At 35.7% G+C, this 14,882-nt stretch carries 12 protein-coding genes; 3 read left to right on the top strand and 9 right to left on the bottom strand.

Going from position 1 to position 14,882, the window contains the following annotated elements; all coding sequences use genetic code 11:
* Together IV57_RS02115 and IV57_RS02110 are read right to left on the bottom strand one after the other, a co-directional pair.
* Complete coding sequence (locus IV57_RS02115; protein ID WP_057879837.1) at window positions 1-564, bottom strand: sugar O-acetyltransferase; 564 nt, start codon at window positions 562-564, stop codon at window positions 1-3.
* 13 nt (window positions 565-577) lie between these two features.
* Window positions 578-1,306 carry an SDR family oxidoreductase gene (locus tag IV57_RS02110; protein WP_057879836.1) on the bottom strand — a complete coding sequence of 243 codons (729 nt, stop codon included), beginning with the start codon at window positions 1,304-1,306 and terminating at the stop codon, window positions 578-580.
* 159 nt (window positions 1,307-1,465) lie between these two features.
* Here IV57_RS02110 and IV57_RS02105 point away from each other — a divergent pair, with 159 nt between their 5' ends.
* Window positions 1,466-2,332, top strand: coding sequence for a MurR/RpiR family transcriptional regulator (locus IV57_RS02105; RefSeq protein WP_057879835.1), 867 nt, complete (start codon window positions 1,466-1,468; stop codon window positions 2,330-2,332).
* Window positions 2,333-2,413: 81 nt separating this feature from the next.
* On the opposite strand, the gene IV57_RS02100 is transcribed toward IV57_RS02105, so the two are convergent.
* Both IV57_RS02100 and IV57_RS02095 read right to left on the bottom strand, forming a co-directional pair.
* Window positions 2,414-5,086 (bottom strand): cation-translocating P-type ATPase, encoded by a 2,673-nt coding sequence (locus IV57_RS02100; protein WP_057879834.1) that lies wholly within the window; start codon window positions 5,084-5,086, stop codon window positions 2,414-2,416.
* Between the two features lie 187 nt (window positions 5,087-5,273).
* Window positions 5,274-5,555 carry a type II toxin-antitoxin system Phd/YefM family antitoxin gene (locus IV57_RS02095; protein ID WP_057879833.1) on the bottom strand — a complete coding sequence of 94 codons (282 nt, stop codon included), beginning with the start codon at window positions 5,553-5,555 and terminating at the stop codon, window positions 5,274-5,276.
* A gap of 344 nt (window positions 5,556-5,899) precedes the next feature.
* On the opposite strand from IV57_RS02095, the gene IV57_RS02090 reads away from it, so the two are divergent.
* Entirely contained in the window at window positions 5,900-6,487 is a 588-nt protein-coding gene (locus tag IV57_RS02090; RefSeq protein WP_057879832.1) for a site-specific integrase, read from the top strand.
* Between the two features lie 54 nt (window positions 6,488-6,541).
* Here IV57_RS02090 and IV57_RS02085 read toward each other — a convergent pair whose 3' ends face one another.
* Window positions 6,542-7,801, bottom strand: a complete 1,260-nt coding sequence (locus IV57_RS02085) for a CAP domain-containing protein (protein ID WP_057879831.1) — start codon at window positions 7,799-7,801, stop codon at window positions 6,542-6,544.
* A 128-nt stretch (window positions 7,802-7,929) separates the two neighbouring features.
* Complete coding sequence (locus IV57_RS02080) at window positions 7,930-8,796, bottom strand: DegV family protein (RefSeq protein WP_057879890.1); 867 nt, start codon at window positions 8,794-8,796, stop codon at window positions 7,930-7,932.
* 135 nt (window positions 8,797-8,931) lie between these two features.
* On the opposite strand from IV57_RS02080, the gene IV57_RS02075 reads away from it, so the two are divergent.
* Window positions 8,932-10,599 carry an Rqc2 family fibronectin-binding protein gene (locus tag IV57_RS02075; RefSeq protein ID WP_057879830.1) on the top strand — a complete coding sequence of 556 codons (1,668 nt, stop codon included), beginning with the start codon at window positions 8,932-8,934 and terminating at the stop codon, window positions 10,597-10,599.
* A 152-nt stretch (window positions 10,600-10,751) separates the two neighbouring features.
* Here the strand turns inward: IV57_RS02075 and IV57_RS02070 are convergent, their stop codons facing one another.
* The 3 genes from IV57_RS02070 to pyrR are packed head-to-tail and all read right to left on the bottom strand — an operon-like array spanning window position 10,752 to window position 14,786.
* A complete protein-coding gene (locus IV57_RS02070) occupies window positions 10,752-13,154 on the bottom strand; it encodes an ATP-binding protein (protein ID WP_057879829.1) in 2,403 nt (800 codons plus the stop codon).
* Entirely contained in the window at window positions 13,145-14,233 is a 1,089-nt protein-coding gene (locus IV57_RS02065) for a carbamoyl phosphate synthase small subunit (protein WP_057879828.1), read from the bottom strand. Before IV57_RS02065 ends, IV57_RS02070 begins: the two co-directional genes overlap by 10 nt.
* A gap of 25 nt (window positions 14,234-14,258) precedes the next feature.
* Entirely contained in the window at window positions 14,259-14,786 is a 528-nt protein-coding gene (gene pyrR / locus IV57_RS02060; RefSeq protein WP_057879827.1) for a bifunctional pyr operon transcriptional regulator/uracil phosphoribosyltransferase PyrR, read from the bottom strand.
* Window positions 14,787-14,882: the final 96 nt, after the last annotated feature.

Raw genomic sequence — 14,882 nt, 5'->3', positions numbered from 1 at the left:
TCATCCTTTTAAATTTTTAATTATTTTTGCTGGTACGCCACCAACTAGGACGTTATCAGGTATATCTTTGGTAACGACTGCTCCACCAGCAATAACCACATTATTACCAATCGTCACTCCAGGCATGATTGACGATTTACCACCAATCCAGACATCATTGCCAATTGTAACAGGAAAACCTTTACCCAAAGAATCACGTCTACCTTGAGCACTCATAGGATGATTTACCGTATAGATATCTACATTAGGTCCAATCATAACATCATTGCCGATATTAACTGGAGCCACGTCTAGAATTGTGAGATTATAGTTACTTAAAAAATTATCGCCAACGTGAATGTTTTGACCATAATCACAGTTAAAGCGACTTTGAACGGAAATATTTTTGCCATATGATCCAAAAATTTCTTTGATTTTATCGGTCTGTTTATCAGGATCGGTTGCCGGAATTTCATTGAATTCCTGACAAAGTTGTGCGGCGATGGCTTTTCTCTGAACTACTTCAGCATCTTTGAAACAATACCATTCACCGTTATCCAATTTTTCTAGTTCACTTTTAGTCATATAAAATTACCTCTTAGTATTTGACGTTATTAGATGCTAATCTTACTTCGACAATTCTGGAATTTTTTGGTTGAGAACAAATACTTACCATTGCTTGTCCAACGTCTTCAGGTGTTAAAAAGCCTGATTGTTTTACGCCCGCTTTTGTACGACCATATCCAACTTCAAAGTTTGTGGCACCGGCATGAGGACAGATGACACAAGTTTTAATACCATCATCAAGCAATTCACGATCTAAGGCTTGGGCTAAACCTCGTAAAGCAAATTTACTACAAGTATAGGCAGATTCGTCTGAATGTCCTTTAATTCCAGTCACTGATGATACCATAATTATTTGACCATCATGGGTTTTTTTCATTTTAGGTACTACTTGTTTTGTGAAGGCAAAGGCACCTCTAACATTGGTATTCATGACTAAGTCAAAGTCACTCATACTGGTATCTTCAATCGACAAGGTTCTACCAATCCCAGCATTATTAATCAAAATATCAATATGTCCAAAGTTTTCCATTGCTAGATCAATGGTTTTGATGGCTGTTTGTTCATCTTTAATATCGCCAGCATAAGAAACCACTTCAACTCCGAACTGTTCACATTCAAGAACTACTTGATGCAATTTTTCATCGTTAAACCCCGTTAGTATTAAGTCACATCCTGCCTTAGCGAAAGCTAAAGCTGTACCTTTACCAAAGCCGGAACTTGCTCCAGTAATAATGGCTGTTTTTCCTGATAAATTACTCATATTTATTTCTCCCTCAAATAACTTTTTGTTTCATCAAGGAATAGTATCGCAAAAACAATTAATTTTATTAATAGTTTTAGTATAAAATGGAGTTAATGTTTAAAGTAAGTTTAATAAATAGTAATTTGACAAACATAATGTTTAATTTGGGAGGAATATATGTCAGTAATTCAATTATTAAAACAAACTACTGATTTTACGGAGACCGATAAAAGAATTGTTGATTTTATTTTGAAAAATTTGGAATCAATACCGAACTTAACAATAACCGAACTAGCTGAGTCTACATATACTTCGCACTCGGCTATTATTAGATTGGCTCAAAAATTACACTTTAAGGGTTATCGAGAATTTAAAAATGCCCTTATAAAGGCGTCAATATTGAAATCAAACCAAGATCAGCAAATTGACAATAATTTTCCCTTTGACGAGAAATCAACCGATAAAGAAATTACTGAAACCTTAGCAAACTTGACTCAGAATACGATTACGGAAACAGTAGCGCAATTAGATACACAGAAGCTTTCTCAAATATGTGACTGCCTTTTAAAAGCCGATAAGATCATGATCTATGGCCAGGGTGATTCACAAATATTAGCCAGATACTTTCAAAATAAATTGGTAAAGCTAAATAAAATTGCAATTATACCAGAGGAGTATCGTGAGGAGGCCTGGAACACTACTAACTTGACCGTAAATGACTGTGCCCTGTTTATTTCCTATGGTGGAATGATGAAGCATTACACTAAGATAATGGAATATTTGAAATCACAGCATGTTCCAATAATTTTGTTAACTGGTAATCCTCAAACCGACTTATTAAGATTTGCAACATATAGTCTAATTACTGATAACAACGAATTAGACTATGCTAAGATTTCACCTTTTTCATCTCAAGTTGGTTTTGAATTTCTCTTGAATTGTATTTACGCTGGCATGTTTAAAAGAAATTTTCGGAAGAATATCGAAACTTTAAATGAACGTCAGAAGATAATTCAAAAAGGTATTTTAGCTGATAATGCATAATATAAAAATAAGACCCCTAATACTAATTGGATTTTTAATCTAATCAATTAGCATAGGAGCCTTATTATTTTACCTAGAAAGTTAAACTTTAGTGTTGCGACGTTGGAAGAACTTAACGATTTCAACGATTAGAATCATCAATAAACCAGCTCCAAGGACAATACTCCATTGTAATAGATTTAGTTCAGTTACGTGGAACAAACTGTTAAATCCAGGGATAAGAATAGTTGCGGCTACCATGATAAATGATGCAGCCACTCCAATATTAAAGACTTTGTTCCTAAAAGGATGTACTTTGAAGATTGATTGATAAGTAGATTTAACATTGAATGCGTGGAACAATTGAATCAAGGCTAAAGTTGCATAAGCCATTGTTAGAGCATCGGCGTGCATAGCGGCATTTCCAGTGTGAACTGGGAACAGAATAGCTAGGCCATAGACGCCAAGTGTGATCAAGCCTTCAAGGATTCCTTGATAGATGATGGAAGAACCAATTCCGCCACTCAAGAAACTCGATTTTCTACCACGTGGTTTACGTTTCATAATACCAGGTTCAGTTGGTTCAACTCCTAAAGCAATCGCTGGAAAAGTATCGGTTGCCAAGTTGATCCAGAGTAATTGAACTGGTAAGAGAATATCCCAACCAAGCAAAGTCATCATGAATAGAGTTAAGACTTCACCCAAGTTAGCTGATAAGAGATATTGAATCGATTTTTGAATATTTGAGAAGACTTTCCGTCCCTCTTCAACGGCCACAATGATTGTCGCAAAGTTATCGTCGGCTAATACCATATCGGAAGCACCTTTGGAAACTTCTGTTCCGGTAATACCCATTCCAATTCCAATATCAGCTGATTTCAAGGCCGGAGCATCATTAACACCGTCACCAGTCATAGCTACGACTTTACCTTTCTTTTGCCAGGCATTGACGATCCTAACTTTATGTTCTGGAGAAACACGAGCATAAACTGAATATTGACCAACCTTTTTGGCAAATTCGGCATCACTCATTTGATCCAATTGCGCGCCAGTGATAACAGCATCGTCATCACCAGGTTTAATAATTCCTAAGCGTCCAGCAATAGCTTCCGCAGTATCTTGATGATCACCAGTAATCATTAATGGTCGAATCCCTGCACTCTTAGCATCCGCCACAGCTTTGGCAGCTTCAGGACGTTCGGGGTCAATCATTCCGATCAATCCAGCAAAAGTCAAATCATGTTCGATTGTTTCAGAATTTACTTCCACTGGGATCTGATCAATTATTTTATAACCCATGGCTAGAACTCTAAGAGCCTTTGTGGCCATAGTTTTATTCTGGTGGAGAATCTCATTTTTATCGTTGTCGTTAAAATCACGAATGTCATCAGGTGTTGCTTGAATATGACTTACACGTTGTAACAACATGTCAGGAGCACCTTTGACAGCTACTAAAAATTTACCATTATTCAATTCATGAATTGTTGACATCAGTTTGCGTTCTGAATCAAAGGGAACTTCAGCTATTCGGGGTTCTTTTTTTAATTCCTCTTCAACTTGATAATTATGATCAAATCCAAACTGGACTAAGGCTGTTTCAGTTGGATCACCAAGTAAGACACCGTCATTTTGAATCTTAGTATCATTGGCGAAAGTCATGATTTGGAGAACTTTGTCAGAACCAGAAATATCAAGTGAAGCATCTTGTAACTGACCGTATTGATAAACTTTTTCAACAGTCATCTTATTTTGAGTCAAAGTACCAGTTTTATCAGAAGCTACAATATCCGTGCTACCTAATGTTTCAACAGCCGGTAATTTTCGTACTAAGGCCTTCCGTTTTGACATGCGGGTCGTTCCAAGTGCCAAGATAATAGTAACGATTGCCGGCAAACCTTCAGGAATAGCGGCGACCGCCAATGAGATAGCGACTAATAACATATTGATGACCAATTCATTCATTGGCAGTCCTTCAGGATTATTGAAAATACCCACGGCAAAGATGATGGCTGCGATGGCTAAAATTAACCAAGTTAAAACCTTACCTAGTGAGTTCAAATTATCTTGTAAAGGTGTACTAGTTTCTTCAGCGGAATTGATCATCCCGGCAATCTGTCCGACTTGAGTGTTCATTCCAGTTCCAACAACGATACCAGTACCACGGCCATAAGTTACGTTACTATTCATGTAAGCCATGTTCTTACGGTCGCCAAGAGGAATATCCTCATTGGTTAAAATGTTGGCTGATTTCTCTACCGGAACCGATTCACCAGTTAAGGCTGATTCCTCAATTTTCATTGAAGCTGAGTCCAGTAAACGAATATCGGCCGGAACTACATCTCCAGCTTCGAGTAAAACCAAATCACCAGTAACTAGATCTTCACTACTGATGGTTTCTAATTCACCGCCACGTTTGACATGTGCTTCTGGGGTCGACATTTCTTTCAAGGCGTCGATAGCTTCCTCAGCCTTGGATTCTTGGAAAACACCGAAGATAGCATTGATAATAACTACGGCCAGAATTAACCCAGCATCAGCCCACTCCTTTGCCAAGACACCTGAGACAAAGGCAGCAATCAGTAAAACAATGATCATAAAATCTTTGAATTGATAGAGAAAACGTTGGAACAGATTCTTACGTTTACCTTGAGCCAGCGTATTAGAACCGTTCTTGTCTAACCGTGCTTTCGCCTCTTGGTCGGATAACCCCTCTTTAGTAGTATCAAACTGCTTTAATAACGTTGCTTCATCTAATGCGTAATCACGTGCTTTCAATAAAAACCCTCCTCTTATTCTGGTATAAAAAAAGACCTGCACACTTAATAAGCGTACAAGTCTCACTAATTAAGACAAAACCAGACCGTTAGGTCTTGCTGACGATTTTGCCACAGGTTAACTTCTGCAAGTTACTCCCTTGTCTTTGAACAATATTATAAATGATATGGAATTTGAAAGCAATATCTTATTCCTCATCAGTCAACTTTTTCCATTCTTCCATAGAAAAAGTTTTAATTTGATTATTTTTTAGTTGCTGCAAGGATTCCTCAAGATATTTTCGGTTGGTACTATTTCCCAATACATAGAGATTCTCTTGCCAAAATCGATATTCCTGTTCTGATATGAGGACTACGTTTTGTTTATTTGGTCTGTTAATGATCAAAGCTTCTTGATTATCAATTACCTCATCTGCAAGTTTATTAAAATTCTTACTCGCATCTATTGAATCAATTTTTTTTGCTGCCATTGTTTTATCCTTATTAAATAATTGCTATTTGATTTCCAAATTATAACACCAAATATTCGATTGATGCTATCCGTAATAGTAGATTGCTCCTTAATAGTTGTGAAAACGGCTATATGCTGAGAGACGTATTCTATGAAGACGAGACTTACACTTATCCGTTTTAAAAACGAACTTGACATTAGAATCAATATTCGCAAAATTGGGCCTTTTTCATCAAAAACAGGGGTTATTTGTAAGAAATAGCCCCTGTAAAACATTGACGTATCAGTCCTAAAAAATTACAATATATTGATAGGGTCTATTTATATAATATACTAAAAAATAGTACCCACTTTGGAGGACCTATGAAACAGTTAGTTTTGCCAATAAAAGACACCAATGTGCTAAATGAAGTTAAAAATACCCTTCTTCGTAATTTTAAATACGGTCGTCGCAACTATACGATTTTCCAAACTGGTAAAGCAACCTTGTTACGAGTCTCAGATGTGATGGCTTTAAAGTATAGTGATGTTTTCGATGACTATGATGACATTAGAAAAAATGCTTATATTCACGATAAAAAAACGGGTAAACCAAATACTTTATATTTAAAGCCCATTAAACGTGATCTCTTGATTTATCAAACTTGGCTTTTAGAAAATCATATTAAATCTGAATGGCTCTTTCCATCAATGCAACGACCTGATCGCCATGTATCTGAAAAACAGTTTTACAAGGTTATGTCTAAAACTGGTGACCTACTTAATATTAATTATTTGGGGACGCACACTATGAGAAAAACTGGTGCCTATCGAGTCTATATTCAATCAAACTATAATATTGCTTTGGTTATGAGATTATTGAATCATAGTAGTCAACAAATGACTTTAGCTTACTTGGGACTAGATCAAGAGTCACGAGAACAGATGCTAGATCAAGTAGATTTTGGATAAACAAAAAGAACTAATATCATAATTTAATACGATACTAGTTCTTATTTTATTTCATTAATTTTGAGATAATTCATTTTGTTGGATCCAAGCATTAGTACCGATACGATACATTTTAATCCAAGTTGTCGGATTAGTAGCACGTCGGTCAACGACCCAATTAGAATTGGCAGTGACCGTATGTCCAGTATAATTACCATTGTTATCATAAATCTTGGCATTAGTTGTAGCTCTTACAGTTGTACCAGCTAGGAAAGTTGCCCATGGTAAAGCATCATTAGCTGAAACAAAAGTATCATTACTTACATGATAATAGAAACCGCCATCAATAATGGCAATGACATCAGCAATCCAAGATGAATTTGGTGCTAAAGACATATCGGTACGTTTGTTACCATTTCTATCATAGACGGGAGTCTGTTGATCCTTGGTAGTTACACCACCTCTAATATCAGCAACGGCGTAATTATCTCTAGAAGTATAATCATCATTAGTCCGGTTAGTATCGGCTATATCATATTTTGATACATTAGCATAGTCGTTTTCGTTAGTTAGATAATAAGCATAAATATCACTGGAATTATACTTACTGTGTGATGCTTGATCATTACCCATTTCTTGTGAGAAATAAACCATCCCATTAGAAGAAATGCTGACACCAATACCGACATAGTCAATATATGGATTCAACATGTTCTTTCTGTGACCGTAGTTGGGTTCTGGATCATACATTTCACTATAAAATTCATGAGTGATCTTTTGGGCAATAGTAGTTGGATCAGTTGTTCCTAACATTGAATAAGGCATTTGAGCAATATTTTCTTCAGCATCCAAATAATAAGGATACATATTGGCTGAATTCCAACCGGCATGGTTATCAACGCCGGTATTAGTAAAGCTGTCGGTTCTTGATTGGGCATAATTATTAAGCGCACCTACTGATGAAAGTGCTGTTAAACCATTTTGAGCACGGAGACGATTCAATTCTGTTAGCATGGCTGTCTTAACTGCACTAACGTCGATACTGTTATACGTGGACTGAGTGGTAGCAGTATTATTGTTAGTAGTATTAGTGCTATTGTTAACAGTTTTGTCAGTTGTTGAAGTAACAACTTGATTATTGGTATCACTACTATTATTAGTAGCGGTAGCTACATTAGTATCATTTTTGTTAGCGCTTGTATCAGTTGTTGAAGTAGCTGTAGAATCATTGGTATTAGCAGTTACATCAGCATACGCAATGTTCCCTCCTAAACTTGTTGCCAGAAGTGCACTTGCAGCTACTAAAATAGCTGCTCTCTTAGTTTTAGAAAACATGATACTCCCCTTTTCATATGGAAATAATGGTTATATTCATTTTAACTCATTGATATCATTAATAAAGCATTAATTATAATAAATATTTTATATTATTTCGGAAAAATAAAAAAGCCTTTCGGCTTTTATTAGGATTTATCAAAGTCTCGGATCCAGGCAATTGCCAAAGCACCCTTCCCCAAATGAACCCCAATTACTGGTCCAAAATATGAGCGATCTAAAGTCGCATCTGGATATCTTTCGTGTAATTCGTCAGCCCAACGATCACCGGCTTCAGGATCGTCAGCATCAAGCACTAACAATCTTAAAGGATGAGTCGCATTTTCCATTGCAATGGAAAGCTTTTCTTCAGCTTTTAATTTAGCTTTTTTCATTGAGCGAACTTTATCATAGGCCACAATTTTATGACTATCATTGTCAAATTCTAGTAAAGGTTTAATATTTAAGACAGTACCAATTACAGCAGAAGTATTGGATAATCTTCCACCCTTAACTAGATTCTTCAAATCATCTACAACAAATGATTCGCCAATAGAATTTCTTAAGACATCTAATCGATCAATTATTTCAGTTTCAGTTTTACCTGCTTGGGCCATTTTGGCGGCTTCTTGAGCTAAGTAACCCATCAAACGAACAGTGATATGTGAGTCGTAGACAACAACATTAATGTTATCGATCATCCGGGCAGCACTCTTTAAATTATTAACAAACCCAGAGATTGTGCTTGCCAAATGAATCGATATTACGGTATCATAGCCTTCTTTAGCCAATTTATCGTATAGATTTATCATCTCACCAACTGAAGGTTGGGCCGTTGAAGGTAATTCTGGTGCTTTTTGTAATAATTCATAGAATTCAGATGTAGTAAGATCAATATCTTCACGATATGTTTTGTTATTAAACACTACTTCTATTGGCACAACTGTTATATTATATTTATCAACTATTTCTTGTGGCAAATAAGATGTACTATCTGTTACAATGGCTATTTTCATAAGTTTATCAATTCCTTGTTTGGTTACGTATAATGATGGTATAACCATTAATTATATCATATTCAACCAATTTTAAAATTGTTACAGAATAAAAGTTTCAGAAATTATCGTGTCATTTTAGAAAGGAAACCAATTATGTCTTTTGACGGAATGTTTACCCACGCTATGGTAAACGAATTAAATCAGAACCTCAGCGGTGGTCGAATCAGTAAAATTCAACAACCATTTGCTAACGAATTGATTCTTACAATTAGAAGCAATCGTAAGAATCGTCAGTTATTGTTATCGGCTCACCCATCCTATGCTCGAGTTCAAATAACAGATCAACCCTTTGCTAACCCTGCAAAACCTTCTACCTTTGTTATGTCTTTAAGAAAGTACATTACTAGTGCTATCGTGCAGGATTTCAAACAATTAAATAATGATCGAGTAGTTTCAATCGATCTTTCGGCTAAGAATGAATTGGGTGATATTCATGATTATATTCTAACCATCGAGATCATGGCTCGTCACAGTAATATCTTCTTAATCAATAAGGAAACAGGTAAAATTGTTGACCTAATTAAACGAGTTTCACCAGAAAATAATAGTTTCCGTGGACTACTACCAGGAGATGACTACAAGTTACCGCCTGCTCAAAATAAAATCAATCCATTTTCAACGAATAATGAAAACCTTAAGGGTTTATCAGCTGGAGATATTCGTCAGAAATACGAAGGAATTGGATTAGATACTTCAGCGGAGTTAGAACAATATATTGCTAGCGGTAAAACGTTGGATGATTTCATGGATGCGTATCAAAATGGACTTCATCCTAATACAGCCACTTCGAATGACAAGCACAAATTAGGCTTTTTCCCAGTTGCTTTTGTCAACACAACTACGAAAGCAAATACTTATACCAATCTTAGTGAGCTTTTGGATAATTATTATGTTGATAAGGCTCGTTTGGATCGTATCGAACAACAAACTAAGAGTATTACCCATCGTTTAGATATTATTTTGAAGAAAGATAAGTCTAAGGTCAAAAAACTGAATAAGCAGTTGAATCAAACTGATGTGATGGCTAAATATAACCTTTATGGAGAACTTCTAACGACTTATATGTCTAAAATCGAACGTGGTTCAAGTTCAATTACATTAACCAACTACTATAATAATGAAGATGTCACGATTAAGTTAAACCCTGAGTACTCACCTTCGCTTAATGCTCAAAGTTACTACAAAAAATATCGTAAATTACAGAATTCAATTCCACATATTAAGGAACAACTGGAAATCACGACTAATGAGGTCAATTACCTTGAGTCAGTTTTAGCATCTCTGGAATATGTAGATATTGAAGATGTTGATGGAATCGTCGAAGAATTAATTGATTCTGGTTATATCAAGAAAAAGCGTAAGAATGCTCCTAAGAAGCGTAAGAAAAAGCTTGGCGAAAATTTCCAATCATCAACCGGAGTTGAAATCATTGTTGGTAAGAACAACCTTGAGAATGATCAATTGACTATGAAATTATCACAAAAGAACCATTATTGGTTCCATGTGAAAGATATTCCTGGATCACATGTTATTTTAAAAACTAGTGAACCCGACGAACAATCAATTACTGAAGCCGCAACTATTGCTGCCTATTACTCTAAGGCACGTGATTCTAGCAAAGTTCCAGTTGATTACGTACAAATCAAGAATATTCGGAAACCTAATGGAGCTAAACCTGGTTTTGTAATTTTTGAAGGTCAAAAAACAATTCTAGTTGACCCAGATCGTCAGCTAGTTGCTGGTTTGAAGGAAAATAAATAGTAGAGATTTTTATTCCAGATTAAGTAGTGCTTTGATTACTGAATTCTGTTAATGAAAAAATATATTTTTAAATCAAAAATCCCGTATTAACTGAAGTAGTGAATATCAGTTAATACGGGATTTTACTATTCTTAAATTAATGACCTTTTTTGTTATTTTTCACTTTTTCGTAATTCATCTAATTTGGTTTGAATCTCTTCTTTGTTGAGTAACTTATAACGTTTATCATCAATCGTTAACAGATAACTCTCATCAAAGTTATCAAAAATCTTCTCTAATGAAAGATCATCATCAATCTTATTACCTAGAAGCAATTTGACCAAGGTATCGATCACATGCACCGAACTGGCCAATTCATGGCGAATGATGTCCGTTGTCATACCCCGATACTTTTTAGTAACTAGCCAATGATCATGATTTTTAACCATTTCAAAGTTATAAATATCAACATGATGATCATCCTCTAATTCCTGAGTAATCAAGGATGCAATCTCTGCTCGATCTTCAGCGCTCATAAAGTTATTAACTGAACTGATCTCATAAAGATGCTTATCCCGTTTAGCTTGATAGATAACCGATGGAGCCAAGTAGTTTTTACCATCGCTGACGACCATTACTCTAACTGAGGTATCGCCTTCTAAACCAATATTTTTGATTTCTTGAGCACTGAATCGGAAAACCCGTTTATCCTCGTCATCAACCAAATTCTTAGAGAGATCAATAATGTTTAGAATACTTTCATTCTTAATAAGTCCCAAACTTTTGATTTCCATATGTGGATCATCAATTTCAACTACCTTCCGCCGCATGGATAATGGTGCATTCCATGGTTCGCGTCCAATAATGATTGGTTCCAAACCATTCTGATCAATTGATTTAGCCAGTTGGAACAAAACAAATTGTCTGATCATGATATCAGTCTTTGAAGTAATTATCGGTGTACGAACAATGATTTTCTTTCGATCACTTAACTCTAATTCATTACTAATACCACTGGTAACAAAGTAGTTATGGTTAATATATTCATTATTAGCTACTGAAACGGCGCGTTTATTCTTAACGACTGTTTTAGTAACAATGTCGGGGCTGTCCAGCAATAACTTACTGTGACCAACCCCTTTCACACCCATTTCCACCATTCGTTCGACATTTTTACCATCAATTTCGCCTTCACGAATGATCAGACTATTGTCAATGATATTTTGTAAAGCGGCCAAGTAAGGTAAATTGATGCCAGTGATCTCTGAAAGAACTGGTTTTTCAAAATTCCGCCGCATTGCTTCTAGCAAAACATCTAACATCCAGTTAGTGGGATGAATGATTTTTTCAAAGAGTTCATCATCATCTAATTTGCGAAGTTCATTGTAACGTTCAAAGTTATTATTTAATTTGTCGTTTAAAACACCCTTATTAAGAACCTCTTCTAAACTAAATCCGTTGACCATAATACTAGAATCCGAAGTTTTACTAGGTCCCAAATACTTTTGTCCAGGAGTCTTCCATTGAGGAAAACGGGAAGTTAAATGATCAACAAAGGGCTCTGTGGCACCATTAAAGGAATTCCCCGCGTCTAATTGTAATTTATCCAGGTGATAACCCAAACATAATTCGGCGACCACTGTCGCAATAGGATAACTTGTTGCGTACTCCAAGAATTTAGTTTCTTCACTCAATCGAGGAATAAATTCTGTAATATATGATTCTTTAGTTTCATGGTTATATGCAAAATGAACTGTACAAATACCAACAATATTAAATGAACGAACTAATTTAATTGAATAATTTCTTAATTTTTGTAGTTTGGAATCATTCAAGGAGATGGCCGGTGAAATTAAATTAGAATCCAAATGATGGACTCCAATGGGTTCGATATCTTCAATAGTTCCAATCAAAGATGAATTATCATAGCGGTCACGGACGATAGTGAAAGAATATTCACTAAATCCACGAATACTACGTTCGATTTCAATCTTGGTATCGGAAATATCTTCCAGTGCCATAAAATTATCTAATTCGAATAGATTATTAATATTGGTCCAACCGCTAGAATGACGATTTGAATAGCGACGACGTGCAATAATTGGGAAGCCAATAGCTCGAATAAAGTTATAAATTTCCTTTTCATCATCGGATGAAATGAACTTAATAACTGGTAAATTAGCCTTGGTTAAACGTTTGATGAATAGCTCACGTTTAAATGTTGCCAGAGAAGCCGCAAAATTAGCTCCTAAGACCCTGACACCGCCAATCTTACCATTCAGACTAGAAACAATTCCTAAAGCGTTTCGGTCCCCAACAGTGGGAAGAATAGCATCGGGATGGTTCTGTTGAATAAATTTCAAAACATTGTCACCAGTAACTTTTTCAACAACGATTTTGTCATAAAATGTCCCTGAAGATAAAAGTGAGGTTGGATCTTCAACAATAATAGAAATTTTATATCCTAATTGATGCAAAATGTCGACCGTATCATAGAGCGCTGTCGATAGGTCAACGTTTTTATCACTACTGATTGGGCCGATAATTAAAATAGAGTGAACATCATCTAATTCCATTGACTTCTAGCCCCCTCTTGCTTTTTAGCTGATTCAACTAAGTCGATAAATTCATCAAAAACATAATAACCGTCAGTTGGTCCAGGGGCAGCTTCGGGCTCAAAAAGAACACACATGATTGGCAAATACTCATGGCGGATTCCTTCAATAGTTCCATCGGCCACACAGACATTAGTCACAATAAAATCAGAAGCACCGATATATTTTTGATCAAGTGTATATGAATGGTTATGGTTGACAAAATCTATCTTGCCACTGGCAACTTCCTTAACAGCTAGTGATGATTCGTGATGTGGTTCCTTAAGTTTTTCAATTTGACAATCATTGGCTAAAGCAATCAAAAGATTTCCCAAACCTATACCCAACAATGGGTATTTTTTTTGTAAAATTTTAATAGTTTCGAGAGTTCTAGGCAAATCCTTAGGGTCACCAGGTCCATTTGAATAAATGATTCCATCCGGATGGAGACTTTCGATCTCTTCAGCTGTTGAATTGTAATTAACGATGATTGAATTACAATCACGGTAAGATAATTGGCGCAAAATTGAGTATTTTAATCCTAAATCAACGATAACGATTTTTAGTCCCATATTGGGATTTGGATATGATTGTCGCGTTGATACTCGCTTAACCAAATCAGGTGGCAAAACTAAAGCTTTGATCTGATCAATAGCATGTTCGTCGTGAGTATCCATAATACTAGCCTTCATCTCACCATGTTCAGCGATATGCTTGGACAAAGCTCTAACGTCAACATTTTTAATGCCAGGAATCTTTAAACCAGTGATCCAATCCTCAAAAGAAACTGATCTATCTACAGTTGATAAGCTGGATGATCCAATCACAACCCCTTTACATTGCGAGTTGATTGATTCATAAAAATCACGATTGATGCCCGAGTTACCAACAGCAGGTATCGTAAAAGCGAGAATCTGTCCTTCAGTATCTGGGTCTGTAACAGACTGTTCAATTCCTGTACGGTTATTTGATATTACCAACTGTCCAGTAGTAATGATAGAAGACCCAAAACCTTCACCAGGAAAGACAGTTCCATCTTCTAAAATTAAATAACGTTTCATCTACAGCAACTCCTCAAAATATTAATTATTCGATTTCGATTTTGTCTTCCCCATCGATTTCTTTCATTGATACTTTGATCTTTTCTTTTTGAGAAGTTGGGATATTTTTACCAACGAAGTCGGCTCTGATTGGTAACTCACGATGTCCACGATCGACCAATACAGCTAAAGAAATTTTCTTAGGACGTCCAGCACTCATCAAAGCATCCATGGCAGCGCGAATGGTTCTACCAGTATATAAAACATCGTCTGTCAAAATAACATGTTTATCATTTATATCAATATCTAATGGTTCCGCTTTTATTTTAGAAATATCTGTTTCATCATGTGTTTGATCATCACGATAAGGTGTAATATCCAATTCAGCAACGGGGATACTGATATTTTCTAATTGTTTTAAGCGAGATTCGATCCGATGTGCCACAAAAACTCCACGTGTTTTAATACCTACCAAAACAAGATCCTCAATTCCCTTGTTTCTTTCAATAATTTCGTAAGTGATACGAGTCAAAGCTCGAGTCATTGTTTGACCATCAATAATTTCTTTAGCCATAATATTCCCTACTTTCAAAAAAGCACTCACAAAGTGAGTGCTTAACTTTTTTTATAATCGCACACAATTCTATTTTTAGATTATAGCACGACTTTA

Source organism: Companilactobacillus kimchiensis (assembly GCF_001438805.1).
Taxonomy (GTDB): domain Bacteria; phylum Bacillota; class Bacilli; order Lactobacillales; family Lactobacillaceae; genus Companilactobacillus; species Companilactobacillus kimchiensis.
The sequence above is the reverse complement of the archived record's forward strand: the minus strand, read 5'-3'. Positions and strand labels throughout refer to the sequence as shown.